This is a genomic window from Vibrio kagoshimensis (assembly GCF_050337535.1).
GTDB lineage: Bacteria > Pseudomonadota > Gammaproteobacteria > Enterobacterales > Vibrionaceae > Vibrio > Vibrio gallaecicus.
The window spans coordinates 1-20,603 of record NZ_JAKJSZ010000031.1 but is presented as its reverse complement, the minus strand read 5'-3'; the positions used below and the strand labels follow the sequence as shown (position 1 = coordinate 20,603).

General features: G+C 42.7%; 17 protein-coding genes. 10 read left to right on the top strand and 7 right to left on the bottom strand.

Annotated features, from left to right (window positions below; genetic code table 11):
- Window positions 1-47 precede the first annotated feature (47 nt).
- Complete coding sequence (locus L4C37_RS21110; RefSeq protein ID WP_137375527.1) at window positions 48-308, bottom strand: BufA1 family periplasmic bufferin-type metallophore; 261 nt, start codon at window positions 306-308, stop codon at window positions 48-50.
- Window positions 309-571: 263 nt separating this feature from the next.
- Between L4C37_RS21110 and uvrD the strand changes: the two genes are divergently transcribed.
- Complete coding sequence (gene uvrD / locus L4C37_RS21105; protein WP_273297146.1) at window positions 572-2,746, top strand: DNA helicase II; 2,175 nt, start codon at window positions 572-574, stop codon at window positions 2,744-2,746.
- A gap of 753 nt (window positions 2,747-3,499) precedes the next feature.
- On the opposite strand, the gene ggt is transcribed toward uvrD, so the two are convergent.
- From ggt to rarD, 4 genes are all read right to left on the bottom strand, one after another.
- Window positions 3,500-5,257, bottom strand: coding sequence for a gamma-glutamyltransferase (gene ggt / locus L4C37_RS21100; RefSeq protein WP_429769858.1), 1,758 nt, complete (start codon window positions 5,255-5,257; stop codon window positions 3,500-3,502).
- Between the two features lie 91 nt (window positions 5,258-5,348).
- Window positions 5,349-6,011 (bottom strand): LysE family translocator, encoded by a 663-nt coding sequence (locus L4C37_RS21095; protein ID WP_429769856.1) that lies wholly within the window; start codon window positions 6,009-6,011, stop codon window positions 5,349-5,351.
- A gap of 91 nt (window positions 6,012-6,102) precedes the next feature.
- A complete protein-coding gene (locus L4C37_RS21090; RefSeq protein WP_137375523.1) occupies window positions 6,103-6,897 on the bottom strand; it encodes a helix-turn-helix domain-containing protein in 795 nt (264 codons plus the stop codon).
- 85 nt (window positions 6,898-6,982) lie between these two features.
- On the bottom strand, window positions 6,983-7,891 hold the full coding sequence (gene rarD / locus L4C37_RS21085; RefSeq protein WP_429769854.1) for an EamA family transporter RarD: 909 nt from the start codon (window positions 7,889-7,891) through the stop codon (window positions 6,983-6,985).
- 180 nt (window positions 7,892-8,071) lie between these two features.
- Here rarD and recQ point away from each other — a divergent pair, with 180 nt between their 5' ends.
- From recQ to L4C37_RS21070, 3 genes are all read left to right on the top strand, one after another.
- The gene (gene recQ / locus L4C37_RS21080) at window positions 8,072-9,910 is read left to right on the top strand and encodes an ATP-dependent DNA helicase RecQ (RefSeq protein ID WP_429769852.1); all 1,839 of its coding nucleotides are present in this window, start codon (window positions 8,072-8,074) and stop codon (window positions 9,908-9,910) included.
- A 64-nt stretch (window positions 9,911-9,974) separates the two neighbouring features.
- On the top strand, window positions 9,975-10,286 hold the full coding sequence (locus L4C37_RS21075; RefSeq protein ID WP_273295416.1) for a DUF3630 family protein: 312 nt from the start codon (window positions 9,975-9,977) through the stop codon (window positions 10,284-10,286).
- Window positions 10,287-10,517: 231 nt separating this feature from the next.
- Window positions 10,518-11,189 carry a 7-cyano-7-deazaguanine/7-aminomethyl-7-deazaguanine transporter gene (locus tag L4C37_RS21070; protein WP_137375519.1) on the top strand — a complete coding sequence of 224 codons (672 nt, stop codon included), beginning with the start codon at window positions 10,518-10,520 and terminating at the stop codon, window positions 11,187-11,189.
- A gap of 158 nt (window positions 11,190-11,347) precedes the next feature.
- Here L4C37_RS21070 and gppA read toward each other — a convergent pair whose 3' ends face one another.
- Window positions 11,348-12,844 (bottom strand): guanosine-5'-triphosphate,3'-diphosphate diphosphatase, encoded by a 1,497-nt coding sequence (gene gppA, locus L4C37_RS21065; protein WP_273295419.1) that lies wholly within the window; start codon window positions 12,842-12,844, stop codon window positions 11,348-11,350.
- A 6-nt stretch (window positions 12,845-12,850) separates the two neighbouring features.
- Window positions 12,851-14,161, bottom strand: coding sequence for an ATP-dependent RNA helicase RhlB (gene rhlB / locus L4C37_RS21060; RefSeq protein ID WP_137375517.1), 1,311 nt, complete (start codon window positions 14,159-14,161; stop codon window positions 12,851-12,853).
- Between the two features lie 111 nt (window positions 14,162-14,272).
- On the opposite strand from rhlB, the gene trxA reads away from it, so the two are divergent.
- The 6 genes from trxA to fre all read left to right on the top strand — a co-directional run bounded on the left by trxA (window position 14,273) and on the right by fre (window position 20,106).
- Entirely contained in the window at window positions 14,273-14,599 is a 327-nt protein-coding gene (gene trxA, locus L4C37_RS21055; protein ID WP_010440700.1) for a thioredoxin TrxA, read from the top strand.
- 199 nt (window positions 14,600-14,798) lie between these two features.
- Window positions 14,799-16,061 carry a transcription termination factor Rho gene (rho, locus tag L4C37_RS21050; RefSeq protein WP_137375542.1) on the top strand — a complete coding sequence of 421 codons (1,263 nt, stop codon included), beginning with the start codon at window positions 14,799-14,801 and terminating at the stop codon, window positions 16,059-16,061.
- Window positions 16,062-16,167: 106 nt separating this feature from the next.
- Window positions 16,168-17,163, top strand: coding sequence for a hypothetical protein (locus L4C37_RS21045; protein WP_137375516.1), 996 nt, complete (start codon window positions 16,168-16,170; stop codon window positions 17,161-17,163).
- A 99-nt stretch (window positions 17,164-17,262) separates the two neighbouring features.
- Window positions 17,263-19,107: a 4-hydroxy-3-polyprenylbenzoate decarboxylase gene (ubiD, locus tag L4C37_RS21040; RefSeq protein ID WP_273295446.1), complete on the top strand. Its 1,845-nt coding sequence runs from the start codon at window positions 17,263-17,265 to the stop codon at window positions 19,105-19,107.
- The gene (locus tag L4C37_RS21035) at window positions 19,104-19,373 is read left to right on the top strand and encodes a 2Fe-2S iron-sulfur cluster-binding protein (protein WP_429769848.1); all 270 of its coding nucleotides are present in this window, start codon (window positions 19,104-19,106) and stop codon (window positions 19,371-19,373) included. Before ubiD ends, L4C37_RS21035 begins: the two co-directional genes overlap by 4 nt.
- A 19-nt stretch (window positions 19,374-19,392) precedes the next feature.
- Entirely contained in the window at window positions 19,393-20,106 is a 714-nt protein-coding gene (fre, locus tag L4C37_RS21030) for an NAD(P)H-flavin reductase (RefSeq protein WP_273295449.1), read from the top strand.
- Window positions 20,107-20,603: the final 497 nt, after the last annotated feature.

The following is a 20,603-nucleotide window of genomic DNA, read 5'->3' as shown; positions in this document are numbered from 1 at the left end:
AACGATGAGTTGGTGAGCCCATATAGAATGAGCTCACAGAATCAAACTTAAGAAGATTGAGTACTACCGCCTGAAAGCTTCCCACATAGTCCTTTAGGTACCACAACAAATGCATCACTTTGGTTGTCTTCTTTTGCTGTACCCGCACATGAGCTTGTTTTGGTCGCACAGTCATTTTTACCAGCTTTCGCTACGCCGTAGCACTTTTCTTTTGCCGCGGCTTCAGCGGGTGCAGAAGTTAAAACAGTACCACCAAAGGCAAGTAGGCTTGTGATCGCAGCAGTTACAGCAAGATTTGAATTTTTCATAGTCATTCCCTCTAGGACTTTATTTATATTTGTGTTGGCTAGTTAATGAAATGTTAACCAGCTTATTAGAAAGGATAGGAAGAACGGATAAATAATTTCATTAAAAAATGATTTTTATGAATGAATTGGTGGGTTTTTTATTCAAATGATTGATTGTTAATGATAATTAATTGATGTTTTTTTCTGCTTATTACTCTAAACGGAGATGGGTGTTTAGGTTATAATCAACTTTTATGTATAAAAACCCAGTAGTGAGCCCATTCATGATAGATCCTTCGCTTTTACTCGATGGCCTGAACGACAAACAACGTGAGGCGGTTGCCGCCCCTTTAGAACATCGACTTATTCTAGCGGGGGCTGGTAGTGGTAAAACTCGAGTTTTAGTACACCGCATTGCTTGGCTTCAAACGGTTGAGCAAGCATCTCCTTTTTCGATTATGTCAGTGACGTTTACCAATAAAGCGGCGGCAGAAATGCGTGGTCGTATTGATGAGTTGATGATGGGCAGTTCATCTGGAATGTGGAATGGTACATTCCATGGTATTTGTCATCGAATTTTACGAGCTCACTACTTAGATGCAAAATTGCCAGAAGACTTCCAGATCATAGACTCCGATGATCAGATTCGATTATTGCGCCGCTTGATTAAAGCTCAGAATTTAGATGAGAAGCAGTGGCCTGCGAAACAGGGCTCATGGTGGATCAATGGGAAGAAAGATGAAGGCTTACGACCTAGTCATATTGATTCTTACAATGATCCCGTCACCCAAACTTGGTTGAAGATTTACTCGGCGTATCAAGAGGCGTGTGATCGCGCGGGATTAGTCGACTTTGCAGAAATTCTTTTACGCGCTCATGAATTACTGCGTGATAAAAAGCATATCCGAGAGCATTACCAAGCTCGATTCAAACATATTTTGGTGGATGAATTTCAAGATACCAACAACATTCAATACGCTTGGTTACGAATGATGGCGGGTCCTGAATGTCGCGTTATGATCGTTGGCGATGATGATCAATCTATCTATGGATGGCGTGGCGCGAAGATAGAGAATATTCAGAAATTCTTAGATGAATTTATTGGTGCAGAAACTATCCGTCTTGAACAAAATTACCGTTCAACGAAAACCATTCTTCAAGCTGCGAATGAGCTTATTGCCAACAATACGGAGCGTATGGGCAAAGAATTGTGGACTGATGGTAATGATGGCGAACCTATTTCGGTGTACTCAGCGTATAACGAATTAGATGAAGCGCGCTTCACGGTCAGTAAAATCAAAGAGTGGCAGGAGAAAGGTGGAGCGCTAGAAGATACTGCGATGCTTTATCGTAACAACGCCCAATCTCGTGTGCTTGAAGAAGCGCTTATCCAAGGTGGTCTTCCTTACCGAATCTACGGTGGCATGCGATTCTTCGAGCGTCAGGAAATCAGAGATGCCTTGAGCTACCTACGCTTGATGAATAATCGTAGCAATGATGCTGCCTTCGAGCGTGTCGTTAATACGCCAACGCGTGGCTTGGGTGATAAAACGTTAGAAACGATTCGTCTTGCGGCACGTGATCGTGGTGCAACGATGTGGCAAGCAAGTGTTGCTCTGATAGAAGAACAAGTTTTACCAGGTCGTGCTGCAGGGGCTTTGAGCCGTTTTATTGAGCTTATCAATGCACTGGAAGATGACACCATAGAATTGAGGTTGCATGAGCAAACTGACCACGTGATTAAATCGTCTGGCTTGTTTGCGATGTACGAGCAAGAAAAGGGCGAAAAATCTAAGGCTCGTATTGAAAACTTAGAAGAATTAGTCACAGCGACTCGCCAATTTGAAAAGCCAGAAGAAGCTGAGGAAATGAGCATGCTGACTGCTTTCTTAACGCATGCAGCACTTGAAGCAGGTGAAGGGCAGGCCGATGAGTTTGATGATGCAGTTCAGCTGATGACATTACATAGTGCGAAGGGCTTGGAATTCCCTATGGTATTTATGGTAGGTGTTGAAGAAGGTATGTTCCCAAGCCAAATGTCGGCAGAAGAAGCGGGACGTTTAGAAGAAGAACGTCGCTTATGTTATGTAGGCATGACTCGAGCAATGGAAAAGCTCTACATCACTTATGCGGAAATGCGTCGTTTATATGGTCAGGAAAAGTACCATAAGCCATCTCGTTTCATTCGTGAGCTGCCTGAAACGTGTTTAGATGAAGTGCGCATGAAGGCACAAATTAGCCGACCAGCTTCTAGTGGTCGCTTTAGCCCAACAGCGGTTAAAGAAAATTTCAATGAAACTGGGTTTAGTTTAGGGTCGAGAGTCAAACATCCTAAATTTGGCGAAGGCACTATTATTAACTTTGAAGGAAGTGGTCCTCAGAGCCGAGTTCAAATCGCATTCAATGGTGAGGGCATTAAGTGGTTAGTGACGGCTTATGCAAGGCTAGAGAAGTTGTAAGCGAGTAGAATTAATAAAGGTTAATCGAGATTAAGGAAGAGTAGCTAAACGGCTGCTCTTTTTTTATAAGCTCCCATAGCTCTAAGCTTATTAAAAAATAAGGTGAGTCGACCAAAGTGCGCAGATAAAGAAAAACCCCGAGAGCTTGCGCTCATCGGGGTCTATAGTCTTACTCGCAGCAATCCGGCTACTAAGTGTGCTCCATGCATCAAATCCATGATAGTGTGCTGTTATCCTTCAGCGTATTCCTTTCGTCGCCATCCTAGCGGTGTCCTTGATCTTATCCTGATCTGCTAACAGTCCTCGTTAGCGCGCTTCACTTGTTCCTTGAGCGGTGTCCTTTACATCATCCTGATGTTTTTAGTCCTTTCCTCATCCAGAGGTGTCCATTGCCTTCCTTAGTAGCAACCATCCTAGTTACTATTGTATCCGTACAATGTCCTTTCGCTTTCCTTGCTGATTGTTCATCCTGAGCAACCAAATCTTCATCCTGAAGATAACCAATTCCGTGGTGTTTTCCTGTTCCGTGTCAGCATCCTTCCGACACCTTTAATATTACCCATATCGAAATTATCGGCAATGCAGAAAAGCGATAATTCTACAGATAAAATCGTTTGCTAAATGAACGTATCTTTATATTTCAAATGGTTACTGTTGGTTGTTGCTGTTTCTCGTAAGGAAATATCGATATTCACTCACTTGCTTGTGAGAGATCTCTTACAAGCAAGCGAGTAAAAAGGGGAGTGTTAACGGCTATTGCCCGATTGCAGCTCCTTCACGTCTTGGGTCTGCTGCTCCTTCTAGCCCATCTTTTGTGATCCTGATCGCATGCAAACCTGAATTTAGATCTCGAACGTTCACCTTAAAGCCCATTTTTTCTAGTTTTGGTTTAAATAATTCGGCTTGAGTTCCTTGCTCTACATCTAGTGTGCCAAATCGGTTCAAGAAATGAGGGTGGTTAATGGCTTCTTGAATATCCATATCCCATTGAGTGTGGGCGATAATCGCTTGAGCAACGTAACCAATGATGCGGCTTCCACCTGGTGATCCGATTGCCATATAAGGTTTATCGTCTTGCATGATAATTGTGGGTGCCATTGAAGAGCGAGGTCGCTTCCCAGGTTCAAGCCTATTCGCAATAGGTTTACCGTCATTATGAGTTTTGAATGAAAAATCGGTTAACTCATTATTTAGCAAGAAACCTCTGACCATTAAACGAGAGCCAAAAGCATTTTCAATGGTGGTTGTCATCGATATCACGTTGCCATCGCTATCAACAATATTGAAATGGCTAGTGGAAGGAAGCTCAATAGATATGTCTTGGCTGCGTAGCATCGCATGATCCCAAGGTGGTGAACCTGCTGATACGGAATCTAATGCTTTGCCAGCCGTAATCAATTGAGATCTTTCTTTCAAATAGTCAGTGCTGACTAACCCTTGCGTTGGCACTGGCACATAATCTTGGTCTGCCATGTACATCCCACGGTCTGCAAAGGCTAGACGAGAAGCATCAGCTAACACCTGCCATGATTTTGCATCATCTGGCCCCCATGATTTCAAATCAAATTGTTCGGTCATTGATAAAATTTGACCTACGGTAAGAGCACCTGAACTAGGTGGCCCCATTCCGCAGACTTGATAACTTTCGTAGGCTGAACAAACCGGAGTTCGCTGCTTAATGGTATAGGTATCGAAATCTTTTTGGGCTAAGACGCCTGGGTTACCTTTAGCATTTTGAACAGTAGCAATAATGTCGCTAGCGATATTACCTTGATAAAAGGCTTTAGCGCCTTGGCTTGCTATAGATTGGAGTGTCTCTGCGTATTCCGGGTTTTTAAGTAAAGTACCTGCTGTTTTTGGTTGCCCATTAGCATCAAAAAAATACGCTTTTGTTGTTGGGAAGCGGCTTAAACGCTGTTGATCATTATTAATTAGAGTGGCTAGGCGAGGGCTAATGGTAAAACCATCTTGAGCCACTTTTATGATCGGAGCGATTAAAGACGCCCAATCAAGCTTTCCATATTGTTGATGAGTATCCCATAAGAGTTTGACCGTTCCTGGTGTGCCAACAGAGCGACCGCCCACAACGGCATCATAAAACTTCAATGGTTGCCCGTTGTTATCTTGAAAGAGTTGTGGAGTGGCGTCTAATGGTGCCGTTTCGCGCCCATCATAGGTTTTGAGCTGATTACCTTTGGCATCCCAATAGACAAGGAACGCCCCTCCACCAATACCTGATGACTGAGGCTCGACCAAGCCAAGCATAAGTTGAACTGCAACCATGGCATCGACAGCATTGCCGCCTCTAGCTAAAACATCGGCTCCTGCTTGAGTGGCAATGGGGTTAGCGGCGGTAACCATCCAGTCTTTCGCTTTAACGAGTTGTTTGGTTTCAATTCCACTACTGTGTTCAGGCGCAACTGAATCTGCGGCTTGGTTTGCCCAACTGACGTGAGAGGCAAAAATTAGGGTAGAGGTGGCGATTGTTGAAAGTTTTGTTTTCCACTGCATGCTCTTCTCCTTTAAATATGCAGAGCTAGATTGGCAGTGGATTCGAGAGAGATCTAGTTTATTGTTAACAAAATGTAACCTTGATTCGAATTTAAGACACGAAGACCATGGCAGATTGCCAAATAATACTGATGCCGATTATGGTGAAAACCGCGCCACATAATCCATCAATATAAACGGTCGCTTCATGTAACTTTTTCTGTAAGGTTTTAGTTGAAAGCATCCAAGCTAATAAAGAGAACCAAAATAAAGAAAGCCCCCATAAAATAAGCATCGCTGCGCCTTTCCCTGCCGTCGACATATCTGCTGGCACTAAGCTCGACATCAGGCTGATAAAGAAAACTAAAGCTTTTGGATTAAGAATGTTGGTTGCGAAACCTTTAGAGAAGGCTTCTCGTTTATTTGTCAGGATTAGATCTTTGTCTTCAGTGTCTGGTGATTCATCATCGTGGTGGTTGATGGTATGCCAAGTCGCTTTTAATGCCCCATACCCCAAGTACAGTAAATAACTACCACCTGCTAATTGCAGCAGAGCAAAAACGGTCGGTTGCTGATGAACAAGGTAACTGATACCTGTCAGGCTAAATATTGAATGAAGTAGAATTCCGAAAGACAAGCCTAGGGCGATAAATAGCCCAGTTTGTCGACCGTGACGAGTGGCATTTTGCACAACTAGAGCAAAATCAGGGCCAGGGCTCATCAAGGCAATAAAGTGAATAGAGGCAAGGGTAATTAGTATTGTGACTTCGTTCATTAGTCGCTCTCAAGCTAGAAGATAAGCTTCTTGTGTGTATTGAGCGTAGCCTACCGTATTTACTATGGGGCAAATTGTAAATAATCAACACTCAACGAATTAATGATGGTGGAACGCCAAAAACTGTTTTAAATGCTTTAGAGAAATGGGCTTGATCGTAAAATCCGACTTGTAATGCGACTTCTGTCCCGCACACGCCTGACTTAATTAAGCGCATGCTTTGTTCCATTCTTAAACGGCTTAACCAAGCATAGGGAGTGATGCCCATTTTGTTTTTAAAATGCCTTTGGAATTGAGTTGTGGTCAGGTCACATAACTCTGATAAGTGATTGAGCCTTACCGGTTGATCTAAGTTTTCCAGTAAATAACTTTTTAATGAATCGACATCCTTGTTACCCAGCTGCACATTTACTTTTGATCCAAATTGCGCGTATCGATCTACTATTGTCGAAAATCCCTCGTAGGGGAGGCAGTCTTGAGCAAGCTGGCTGATGTTTGGCTGTATTAATAGCTGGTGTAAGTTGCGTAATTGTAAAAATGAAGCTTGATCGGAAAGGATCAGCTCTGAAAAGCTTAAGTTGTGAGCATTTTTGTTGGGATCTGCAAGATCTTGAAACCATTGAGGGGAAACGGAAAATACACGGACTTCGTAACCTGAATCCAGCTTTGAGTGCCCATCATGAAGTTCATCGGGTGGCATTATGACGACTTGCCCGCTGCCAACATGGTGGCTGGTGCCTTTATAGATAAACTTTTGTTGTCCTTGGGTAATCAGACCTATGTGAAAATCTAGGTGGTAGTGGCGTTGGAAAGCGAACTCTTGGTATTGAGCCTGAATTAAGCTGATTTCTTTAGTTGGAGTCGAATAGTAGTGAACGTTATCCATAATGCCAAAAGCTTGGTTAAATTATCATCAATTCAACCAAGCTTAACTTTGTCTTTCTAAGTTGTCTTGTAAAAAACCAGCAGAGCTAGCTTTTAGCTTGTTTACTTTTCTTATTATTACGAAGCCCATCAAAGCTAAAGACGACTAAAGCACCCCAAATAAAGGCGAATGTGATGGCTTTATCTATACTAAAGGCTTCCCCGTAGATAAGTACAGCCAATAAGAACATTAAACTAGGACCGATATATTGGAAAAATCCCAACGTTGAAAGCTTTAAGCGAGTCGCAGCACCAGTAAAGCAGAGCAAAGGTAAAGTTGTGATAACGCCCGCCGCCACTAGTAGTAGATTCAGTTGAATAGGGTTTGCAGTGAAGTGAGAAGTTGGCGAGTCGGCAATAAACAGCAAATAGCCCGCAGCAACCGGCAGTAAGATTAAGGTTTCAATGAATAAGCCTGTCTGTGCTTCTAAGTTGAGTTTCTTACGCATCAGTCCGTAAAAACCGAAACTACAAGCTAACGCAATCGCGACTATAGGAATTGACCCAAAAGCAATAAGCTGGATAAGTACACCAACGGCAGCAAGAGCAACGGCAAACCACTGTAATTTCCTTAAACGCTCACCAAGAAATAGCATTCCAAGTAACACGTTAATTAAGGGGTTGATGTAATAGCCTAAGCTGGCATCGAGCATGTGGTTTGAATTGACTGCCCAAATAAAGATAAGCCAATTTGCTCCAATTAATATCGAAGTCGCGATAAGAAGCAAAACTTTTGGTTTCGAAGTCAGAGTGTCGCGAACATTGCGCCAGCGACGGCCGAGGTGCAGTAAAAATGCGAGCAAAAAGAATGACCACACTACGCGGTGACTGATGATCTCTAGCGGTGAAACGTCACTTAAAGATTTGAAATAAATAGGGGCAATTCCCCACATTGTGTATGCACCAATGGCAAGCAAAATTCCTTGGCGTGTACGTTGTTGTTCTTCTGGAGTCATGAGACTTTCTCTGGTACTGAGTACCTAGTAATTAGATTTATAAAGAGAGTTGGTCAGTATAGGAGCGTTAAACCATTTAGCCTAATAATTTGCGGTTTTATTCGCCAGCATTCCCCTCTACAATGTGTCGCCTCGCTTACCACGTAAGTGAGCTTATTAAACCCTCGATTAGGATACCCAATGACCGCCACTTTGATTGCAGAGCAAACGTCGACGCCCACCGCTGATGCCCAAACCATTTTACAAGATGTATTTGGCTACCAGGAGTTTCGTGACGGTCAAAAAGAGGTCATAGACTTAGCGGTTGAAGGTCAAGATAGTTTAGTTATTATGCCGACCGGTGGTGGTAAATCGCTTTGTTACCAAATTCCTGCGCTAGTGCGTGAAGGGCTAACTTTGGTTATCTCTCCATTGATCTCTTTAATGAAAGATCAGGTAGACCAATTAAAAGCAGATGGTGTAGCGGCTGAGTGTATTAACTCCTCTATGCCACGCGATGCTTTAATTAGCGTATTCAACCGTATGAATTCAGGTCAGCTGAAGATGGTGTATGTTTCTCCTGAGCGAGTTCTCATGCGTGACTTCATTGAACGTTTACAGGGTTTACCCCTTTCGATGATTGCGGTAGATGAAGCGCATTGTATTTCTCAATGGGGTCATGACTTCAGACCTGAATACGCATCGTTAGGTCAGCTAAAACAGTACTTCCCTCATGTGCCTTACATGGCGCTGACAGCAACGGCTGATGACGCTACTCGAAATGACATTATCCAGCGTCTTCAGCTGGTGGACCCTCATACTTACCTCGGCAGCTTTGACCGACCAAACATTCGATACAACTTAGTTGAGAAACATAAGCCTATATCACAAGTGGTTCGCTATCTTGAAACTCAGAAAGGCAACTGCGGCATCATCTATTGTGGTAGCCGTAAGAAAGTAGAGATGGTCACTGAAAAGCTGTGCAATAACGGTATTCGTGCGGCAAGTTACCACGCAGGTTTAGATACCGATGAACGTGCTTATGTGCAAGAAGCTTTTCAACGTGATGACATCCAAATTGTTGTGGCAACCGTCGCCTTCGGTATGGGAATCAATAAACCCAATGTACGCTTTGTTGTGCACTTTGATATTCCGCGCAACATTGAGTCTTATTACCAAGAAACAGGACGAGCAGGGCGAGATGGGTTACCGGCAGAAGCAATGATGCTATTTGACCCGGCTGATATTGGCTGGCTTCGCCGCATGTTGGATGAGAAAGAAGAAGGCCCGCAGAAACAAGTGGAGAGCCATAAGCTCAATGCAATGAGTGCGTTTGCGGAAGCTCAAACATGTCGACGTCAAGTGCTATTGAATTACTTTGGCGAATATCGCGACAAGCCTTGTGGCAACTGTGATATCTGCTTAGATCCGCCGAAACACTTTGATGCTACTGAAGAAGCGCAAAAAGCACTGTCATGCGTTTACCGAGTGAACCAGTCGTTTGGTATGGGTTATGTAGTAGAAGTAATGCGCGGAATGCAAAATATTCGAGTGCGAGATAATGGACACGATAAGCTCTCAACCTATGGGATTGGTCGAGATCATAGCCATGACTATTGGATAAGTATTTTTAGGCAGCTTATTCATAAAGGTCTGCTGTTCCAAAACATCACTCGCAATTCAACATTGCAGTTAACCGAAGAAGCACGCCCTTTGCTGCGTGGTGAAATGAATTTAGAACTTGCAGTGCCTAGATTAGATACCGCAGTCAGAAGTGCGAAAGCCGATAAACTGACGAGCAAGAATTACGATAAGAAACTCTTTGCCAAACTTCGTAAGCTGCGTAAATCCATTGCCGATCAAGATGGTTTACCACCTTATGTGGTGTTCAGTGATGCAACATTGATTGATATGGCTGAAGTGCTGCCAACCTCTTATGGAGAAATGCTTGCTGTAAATGGTGTTGGTCAACGTAAGTTAGACAAGTACGCTGATCCTTTCTTGGATTTGATTCAAGAGCATATTACGACTCACGGTTAATTGGTCTTTTCTTATCTAGAATGCATACCACTAAAAGAAGCTAAATAAATAACGGTTACGATAAATGAAAACACAAACGGAATTTGGTCTACGAGAATACCTAGCAGATGAAGGTCGATTACTTATCACTGCCCCTCGTTTTGATTTTGACTCTTACCCTAAGCTCGGTGACCGTTTAGTCACATTACTTTCAGCTTCGATTGTTGAAAAGCAGTGGGACGCGGACATGCATTCTTGGTTGATTGACTTTGAAGGGTGTAAGTTCTTTTTAAAGTCGGAACATTACAGTGAATCTATTTGGTTAGAGTCATTAAATGCCTCCGAAAGCCGAGAAGAATTTGATTACTTAGCAACACTGTTTGAACGCGGTTTTTAAAAACATTGAGTCGTCACAAGCAAGATGAAAATAATTTATAGGGGATAAACGTTTGCGTTTTTCTCCATTATTGCAGCCAATATTGATTAATGTATAATCGCCCGCCGCTCAGTAGAGCGATTTATTTTATACATTTGTTTTTCACATTATTGGTAAGAGCCTTATTCATCACTGACTAAGAGACTCGATTTGGGTTCCCTCACCCCCAAACCAAACTAAAAAGGTTACAGCATGAGTAATTTTACCCCTGCGCAACAGCGCAAAGCCCTAGCACTACTAGTTTTGTTCCATTTGGTGATCATTGCATCCAGCAATTATTTGGTTCAACTTCCCTTTACCGTCTTTGGAATGCATACCACTTGGGGCGCATTCACTTTTCCGTTTATCTTCTTAGCGACTGATTTAACTGTTCGTATTTTTGGTGCCAAGCTTGCCCGTAAAATCATTTTCTTAGTGATGTTACCTGCACTTGCTGTGTCGTACTTGCTTTCAGTTGTGTTTTTTGAAGGTCAATTCCAAGGGTTTGGTCAACTGTCTGAATTCAACTTGTTTGTTGCCCGCATCGCTGCTGCAAGTTTTATGGCTTACTTGCTAGGTCAAATTTTGGATGTGCATGTTTTCAACCGATTACGCCAGCTAAAGCAGTGGTGGGTCGCCCCAACTTGCTCAACGTTGATTGGTAATGCTTTAGATACGATTGCCTTCTTTGCGATTGCTTTCTACCAAAGCCCTGATCCTTTCATGGCTGAACACTGGACAGAAATTGCGCTGGTGGACTATGGGTTTAAGCTAATTATCAGCTTAGGTTTGTTTGTTCCTATGTACGGTGTGCTTCTTAATTTTGTAGTAAGAAAATTAACAGCCGTAAACCCTGACTTTAAAGCAACGGGTGTGAATGCTTAATTTGGTTTAAATATTTCTAGTTTAAACGTTATACACTTTGTGCGTGATATAAGAAAAAGCCCAAGCGAGTTGCTTGGGCTTTTTTGTGTTCGATAATTACTTAATTCGAATGCACTATTCTTTCAATTGTCTGGTTCTTCCAACCAAACTTACGATGTCTACTCACTCGCGTTTATTACGAGCGGCCATCCAATATCGCTTTGTCGGTTGGCTTCAATTTCCAGTTCAGCAGCCGTGAGTGGGTTATCCACTAACCATTGCTTAGAAATTGAAAGAGTCAGGTTATCGCCATTGACCTCAAGAGATACTTGCGGCTCAAGCTGCGTATTACGACGATGCGTCAGTAATGTCGCTAAGCGTAGAAGACGTAAAATACGTTTACTGCTAGTACCAGACACCGCATGTTGCTCTGGTAATGAAGTAAGCTGCTCTCGGTAGCGTCGCACAATTTCACCTAAGCAAAATTTTTGAGCTCGGGTAAAACCAGGAAGGTCGAGGTTTTGTAGCAAATATGCCCCGTGTTCACCACCTTTCTTAAAGTCGATGGTTAACCCAATTTCATGCAGTTTTGCCGCCGTGGTTAATAATACCGAGGCTTGAGGTTCACTTATCCATTCGTCACCACCGGCTTGCGCCAATAGATTCTGGCTAAGTGTTGCAACTTGTTCACCGTATTCAACATCCATTTGGTAGCGAGATTGTACGCTAGCAATTGTGCGGTTATGAATGTTGTCATGACGAAGCTCATCGACCATTTCGTAAGCTAAACCTTCACGAAGAGCGCCGCCAGCAAGGGTCATAGATTCGATTTTAAGTGACTCGAATATCGCAATCAGTATTGATAGGCCACTAGGGAATACTAAAGCGCGTTCTAGTGTTAAGCCCTCAATCTCTAATTCTTCTAAACGTTCGGCAAGCATGGCTTGTTTTTGTAAGCGCTTAAGTTTAGTAAGAGTGATTACCTCATCCATACCTTGCGCAAGCATGATTTCTTGTAAGGCTTGTACTGTACCACTTGCCCCTACACAGACATCCCAACCAAGTTGGTTATAGTTATCAAGGATAGGAGATAGAGTTGCTTTAGCAGCTTCTATAGCATTATCAAAGTTGCTGGCATTCAATTGGCGATCTTTAAAGTGGCGTTCAAGCCAAGTCACGCAGCCCATTTTTAAGCTAGTTAATGCTTTTGCTGTGAAACCTTCACCAATTATAACTTCGGTACTTGCTCCGCCAATATCAACCACTAAACGGCGACCGCTGCCTCCAGAAGTATGAGCCACACCTTTATATATAGTGGCGGCTTCTTCTTCCCCAGAGATAACGTTGATCTTTTGTCCAAGAATATCATTGGCTTTCTTTAGAAAAATATCCACATTGGTTGCGGTACGCAGGGTTGCAGTACCGACAATACGGATATTTTCTGGTGGAATATCTTGTAATCGCTCTGCAAAGAGACTCAAACAGTCCCAACCGCGCTGCATGGCTTCAGTACTAAGCGCATTATTTTCATCTAAGCCTGCGGCTAAACGAACTTTGCGTTTAATTTTTGCCATGGTTTGTACGCTGCCATCGATATGACGCACAACGAGCATATGAAAACTGTTCGACCCGAGGTCGATTGCAGCATAAAGCGGAGGTGACACTGTTTGACTCATAAGCGACTAAGCTTCCTTGTTATGACGCGGTTGGCGTGGGCGACGGTTTTGGTGCGGCTTACGGTTACCGTTACGTGGACCATTGTTGTTTGAGCGACGTTGTTGCGGATTACGTGGGCGTAAGCGCAGTGGAGCTGGTAGGTCTTCTAATAATGCTGATGCATCATAATCAGAGACTGGAATTGCATGCTCGATGTATTCTTCGATTGGTGGAAGATTGATTGCGTAATCTTCACAAGCAAAGCTAATTGAATGACCACTTTCACCTGCACGACCCGTACGACCGATACGGTGAACGTAATCTTCGCAATCGTCAGGTAGGTCGAAGTTGAATACATGCGTTACTTGTGGAATATGCAGACCACGTGCTGCAACATCGGTTGCTACGAGTAAGTCGACATCACCTTGAGTGAATTGCTCAAGAATCTTCTCACGTTTTTTCTGTGGTACATCACCGTTTAGTAAACCAACACGGTGTCCATCAGCGGCTAGGTGACCCCAAACTGATTCACATTTGTGTTTTGTGTTTGCAAAAATGATTGCGCGATCTGGCCATTCTTCTTCAATAAGTGTTTGCAGAAGCGCCATTTTGTGTTCGTTAGAAGGGTAGAACAGTTCTTCTTGAATACGGTGACCCGTTTTGCGCTCAGGCTCAACAACAACATGCTCTGGGTTGTGCATGTGTTCAAAGGCAAGCTCTTGTACACGGTAAGAAAGCGTCGCAGAGAACAACATGTTCAGGCGATCTTTTGGCTCAGGCATACGGCGGAACAAGAAACGAATGTCTTTAATAAAGCCAAGATCGAACATGCGGTCTGCTTCATCAAGTACAACGGCTTGAATGTGGTTAAGGTTAAACACCTTCTGCTTGTAGAAATCGATGATACGACCAGTCGTACCAATTAAGATATCTGCGCCTTCTTCGATTTTACCTAGTTGCTTGTCGTAGCTTTCGCCACCGTAAGCGAGTGCTGCTTTGATACCTGTGCTTGCAACCAGAGAGTCAGCATCGTTGTAGATCTGAATCGCGAGTTCACGCGTTGGTGCCATAATAATCGCACGTGGCTGGTTAGGCTTACGCCCTTCATGCTCAGGTGTTTTTAGCAGGTGGTTAAAAGTAGCAGTAAGAAACGCAAGCGTTTTACCAGTACCCGTTTGGGCCTGGCCTGCAATGTCTTGGCCGGTGAGCAGTACCGGGAGCGCCAAGGCTTGGATAGGGGTACAATAGTCGAACCCTTTTTTCTCCAATCCTTCAATGACTTGCGGAAGTAAATCCAAGTCGGCGAACTTTTGCTCTGTGATATGCGTCTTTTTCATCGCTATAGAATATCAGCTTAAGCTTGCAATACGAAAGTAAATACATTCCAATAGGGCATCTATTTACTGGTTATCATCCAACCAGTTCTAAAAAACACATTGGAGTGGAAGATGAGTGATAAGATTTTGCAGCTAACTGATGACGGTTTTGATAACGATGTAATCAATGCTGCAGGCCCTGTTCTTGTTGATTTTTGGGCAGAATGGTGCGGTCCTTGTAAGATGATTGCCCCGATTCTTGATGAAATCGCAGATGAGTACGAAGGCAAGCTCACTATCGGTAAACTAAATATCGACCAGAATGCTGGAACGCCACCAAAGTTTGGTATCCGCGGAATTCCAACACTGCTTCTTTTTAAAGATGGCGGTGTAGCAGCAACTAAAGTTGGTGCATTGTCTAAGACTCAACTAAAAGAGTTTTTAGACGCTAACCTTTAATTAGGTTTGTATTAGAAAAGAAACCGCGCAAAGAAAAATGCGCGGTTTTGTTTTTTGTAATGCTAGACTAGGCTAATAATTAGTGCTAATTTATCGCACGTTAATTGAACAACATTCCTCTTCTTGGTCGATCCTGAGACCAAATCCTTCTTAACTTAAGAAAACAGATCCTATTTTGACTAAACAAACTTCCACCACTATGAATCTTACTGAACTGAAGAACAGACCTGTGTCTGAACTTGTTAAACTTAGCGAAAGCTTAGGTCTTGAAAATCAAGCTCGTCTAAGAAAACAAGATATTATCTTCTCCATCCTTAAAGCGCATGCAAAAAGTGGTGAAGACATTTTTGGCGACGGGGTACTGGAAATTCTTCAAGACGGTTTTGGTTTCCTACGTAGCGCCGACAGTTCGTACCTTGCTGGTCCTGATGATATTTATGTATCACCGAGTCAGATTCGTCGTTTCAACTTACGTACTGGCGACTCAATTGCCGGAAAGATTCGCCCACCAAAAGATGGCGAACGTTACTTTGCACTACTGAAAGTAAATACGGTTAACTACGATAAGCCAGATAACGCACGTAATAAAATCCTTTTTGAAAACCTTACACCACTTCACGCGAACGAGCGTATGGTTATGGAAGCAGGTAACGGTGCGACTGAAGATATTACAGCTCGAATCCTAGATCTCGCTTCACCAATTGGTAAAGGTCAGCGTGGTCTTATCGTTGCTCCGCCAAAAGCGGGTAAAACAATGCTGTTACAGAACATTGCTCAAAGCATTGCTCGTAACCACCCAGAATGTGAGTTGATGGTTTTACTTATCGATGAGCGTCCTGAAGAAGTAACTGAAATGCAGCGTCTAGTTAAAGGTGAAGTTGTAGCATCAACATTTGATGAACCAGCATCTCGCCACGTACAAGTTGCAGAAATGGTTATCGAAAAAGCGAAACGTTTAGTTGAGCACAAGAAAGACGTTGTTATCTTACTTGATTCAATTACTCGTTTAGCTCGTGCTTACAACACTGTTGTTCCATCGTCAGGTAAAGTTTTGACTGGTGGTGTAGATGCAAATGCTCTACATCGTCCAAAGCGTTTCTTCGGTGCAGCTCGTAATGTTGAAGAAGGCGGAAGCTTAACTATCATCGCAACTGCATTGGTTGATACTGGTTCTAAGATGGATGAAGTTATCTACGAAGAATTTAAAGGTACTGGTAACATGGAGTTGCACTTAAACCGTAAGATTGCGGAAAAGCGTGTATTCCCGGCTATCGACTTTAACCGCTCTGGTACTCGTCGTGAAGAATTGCTGACGAAGAAAGATGAACTGCAGAAAATGTGGATTCTGCGTAAGATTGTTCACCCAATGGGCGAAATCGATGCAATGGAATTCCTTATCGACAAGCTAGCAATGACGAAGACCAATGATGAGTTCTTCGATGCTATGCGTCGTCAGAAGTAACGTGAGTTATCTGAAGTAATGAAACGCTGCCCAAGGGCGGCGTTTTTTATTTGCATTTTTTCTGTACTGCTTGCAGAATGAACAAAAATGTTACAAGGAAGTTAACATGCAACACGGACTGTTGTCGTCATTACTCCTATCTACCTCTTTGCTCGTATCTTCTGTGGGTATGGGACATGCAACTGAAATGTCTTCACAGGCAGTAGAAACTTGGCTTGAGAATGAGCAAATACAATCAAAAACCGCAGAGCTTCTTGAGCTTGTCATGCGTGATGAAGTTGATTCACTGCGATTTTCTTTAGAGCGTTTAGCTTTCCCTCAACAAGAAGTTGCTCGATACCAGCTGTTAAAAAAGCTTGAACAGCAGAACGTTGTTTTAACAGCGAAGATGTCTATTTTCATTGAGCAGCAACGTGCAATCGTGCCCACGTACCAAGTCTTGGAGCGAGGAGATGGTTATGAATTCACAACCCCTGCATTTAATTTTCCTTCAATCGCAAGCCGACTAATAAAGCAGTGGCGACAAGATCAAACGACGCTTGTCTTTGTTTTAGATGCTGAGAAAAAGCAACTTGATTTACAGAAGTGGTTATCGGGATCAGATCATCAAGTTCAGGCACGTGAAGCTTTACTGATCCGCGAACTGGATAGCTTGTCACCTGAAGCCGTGGATTTCTTATCTAGCCAATTTGCTGGCTCGACTATTGTGAGTTGGTTACCATCAACACAAGTGGTGGTTCGGTTTGCCCAAGTCAGTGAAGACGCGTCTGTATATCAGCTACTATGGAAAATGAGAGCGGACTACCATAGTCAGGCTGAATTAGAGAGGTTGGCAAAAACGCATCAACCTTTCGCACTACAGCAAGTTATGGAAGCAACTAAAAATCCTAGATTAAAAGATGAAGCGATCACGTTGCTAACAAGAGTTAATCCTCTACCTGATGATGTTAAAGCATTTCTTGTGTCTCGAATGGCAATTGCGGAAGAGGCTCCTTTAGTGGCAAGGGAGCTAGCTAAACAAGGTCATACCCTTTGGTTACAAGACCTCGTTGACGATAACCCGACAGTGAAAGGCTCTTTGATACAAAAATTCATTCCTTAACTGAGATCCAAATGCCAGATAACCTTACTAAAAAGGGGGACCGATGCGTTTTCCTTTTTGTTATACTGTTTGTAGATTAACCAGCCATTTAGAAGCCCTATGAGTTTTAAGGATTTACGAGATTTTATTGATCATCTAGAAAAGAATGGTCAATTGAAACGCATTGCTCACCCAATTGACCCTCACTATGAAATGACGGAAATCAGTGATCGTACTTTACGAGCTGGTGGTCCTGCGTTGTTGTTTGAAAACCCTATCGGTTATGATTTTCCTGTTTTAACCAACTTGTTTGGTACGGCACAGCGTGTCGCGATTGGAATGGGAAGACAAGACGTAAAAGAGCTCCGAGAAGTTGGTAAGCTGTTAGCTTATTTAAAAGAGCCTGAACCGCCAAAAGGTTTTAAAGATGCGTTAGATAAGCTACCAGTATTCAAACAAGTTCTGAATATGCCTGCTAAACGTTTACGTAAAGCGGCTTGCCAACAAGTTGTATGGCAAGGTGATGATGTTGATCTTGATAAGATTCCTGTGATGAGTTGTTGGGCGGATGATGTAGCACCGCTTTTAACTTGGGGTCTTACTGTTACGCGTGGTCCGAATAAGAAGCGCCAAAATCTTGGTATCTATCGTCAACAGAAAATAGGCAAGAATAAAATCATCATGCGCTGGCTTGCTCACCGTGGTGGTGCACTTGATCTAAGAGAGTGGATGGAAACGAATCCAGGAAAGCCATTTCCTGTATCTGTTGCTTTTGGTGCTGACCCAGCAACAATCTTAGGGGCAGTGACCCCAGTTCCTGACTCATTATCTGAATATGCTTTTGCTGGTTTACTACGCGGTAGTAAAACGGAAGTGGTCAAATCCATCAGCAATGATTTAGAAGTTCCTGCTAGCGCTGAAATAGTAATGGAAGGCTATATAGATCCGAATGAATTCGCAGACGAAGGACCGTATGGAGACCATACTGGTTACTACAATGAGAAAGAAAAGCATCATGTGTTTACTATTACTCATGTAACTATGCGCGAGAACCCGATCTATCACAGTACTTATACTGGGCGACCACCTGATGAACCCGCAGTTCTAGGTGTTGCACTTAATGAAGTGTTTGTGCCTATCCTTCAAAAACAGTTCCCGGAAATTGAAGATTTTTATCTGCCACCAGAAGGTTGTTCATACCGAATGGCGGTGGTGACAATGAAGAAGCAGTACCCAGGTCACGCGAAACGCGTAATGATGGGAGTTTGGTCCTTTTTACGTCAGTTCATGTATACCAAGTTTGTTCTAGTATGCGATGAAGATGTGAATGCTCGGGATTGGTCATCCGTGACTCAGGCTATGGCGGAACACATGGACCCAGTACGCGATAGCCTCATGATCGAGAATACTCCGATTGATTCATTAGACTTTGCTTCTCCCGTTGTAGGTTTAGGTTCTAAGATGGGGTTGGATATTACTAAAAAGTGGGAGGCTGAATTAGCGCTTTCTACTGAGGTTACTCCGCTTATAGTCAATAAAGAAGAAACCGAAAAGCACCTGGCTGAATTAGCAAAAGCCTTCCCAGAGATAATCGATATCCACCTGCAAAATGAAAACCAAAGCATGGTGATTGTTTCTATTAATAAAACATCAGCAGGTCATGCGAAGAAAGTAATCAATGGTATCTGGGCTCAGTTCACTGAAAACAAATTCGTTATCGTATGCGATGAAGATGTAAATGTCCGAGATTGGAACGATATTATCTGGGCTATAACGACCCGTATGGATCCTTCTAGAGATACATTATTTTTAGAGGGTAATTCGGAGCCTTCTAAAATGGGCTTAGACGCAACAAACAAAGTCCAAGGGGAAGAGTGTCTGCGTGAGTGGGGCACTCCAATAACTAAAGACCCTAAAGTTGTACAAAAAATTGATAGTATCTGGGATCAGCTAGGAATTTTATGAGCTACCAAGTAGTCTTGTACCCAGAAAATATCAGTTTCGATGTAGAAAGTGAGCAAACGATTTTGGAAGCTGCACTCAACAGCAATATTAACTTCCCAAATCGTTGCCAAGTAGGTGCATGCGCTATGTGTCTATGTAAAAAATTAGAAGGACAAGTCAGTTATCACCTTGAACCAATGCTCACAGAGAAAGAGCAAGCACAAGGCTGGGTTTTTGCTTGTCAGGCATTTGCAGAAAGTAATTTAGTTTTAACCTTTGAGGACTAAAGGTTAGCGAGAGGAAAACATGACAATTAAATGTAAAGTTAAGTCTATTGAACCATTAGCTTGTAACACGTATCAAATATTGCTTCACCCAGAAACTCCCGTGACTTTTAAAGCAGGGCAATACTTGATGGTAGAAATGGGCGAGAAAGACAAGCGTCCATTTTCGATTGCGAGCAGCCCTTGCCGCCATGAAGGTGAATTAGAGCTTCATATTGGTGCTGCTGAACACAATGCCTATGCTCTAGAAGTTGTAGAAGCGATGAAAAAAGCATTAGCAGAAGATGGTGATATTGATATCGATGCGCCACATGGTGATGCATGGATTAAAGAAGAAAGTGAACGTCCTCTTTTACTTATTGCTGGTGGTACTGGTTTTAGCTACGTACGTTCAATCTTAGATCACTGTATCGCGCAGAGTAAGTCGAACCCTATCTATCTTTATTGGGGTGGTAAAGACGAGCGCCAGTTGTATGCACAATCTGAACTACTGAAAATAGCCGCAAGCAATGATAACGTTCACTTTGTACCTGTAGTCGAAGAAGTACCAGCTGGTTGGAGCGGCAAGACAGGAAACGTTCTTCAAGCAATTAGTGAAGACTTTGATTCTTTAGCTGATTACGACATCTATATTGCTGGTCGTTTTGAAATGGCTGGTGCTGCACGTGACTTGTTTACCCAAAATAAACAAGCAAAGAGCGATCATATGTACGCAGATGCTTACGCTTTTATTTAGTAAAAAGTCGGATGTTAGAGTAAAAAGAGAGCAGAAATGCTCTCTTTTTTAATGTTTGGTGATCTATTGAGCAGTTAACCTCTATTTATTCATTTTTTATGAAAAAGTAGTTGCTATGTTTTGAGAGCTCCCTATAATGCGACCCCACTGAGAAGGCATACGCTATAAGGCTTCAAGCGTAATCGGTAAGACGGAATCAGGTAAGAAATTAAATTTCAAAAAGTGTTTGACACTGAATGCTAATTCGCTAGAATGACCGTCCGCTTTGAGAAGAAGACTTCGAAAAGCAAAGCTCTTTAACAATTTAAACCTATCAATCTGTGTGGGCACTCGTTGATGAATATCAAAATTTGTTTTGCATTAGCAAAGCAAGATTTCCTCGGAAATCAATTTGGTTTCAATGAACTGAGTGACCAATACAAAATTAAGTTTACTTAATTTTGGCACAGTCAATTCATTACCATTCTGTTGGAATGGTAATAGCTTTAGAATTACAT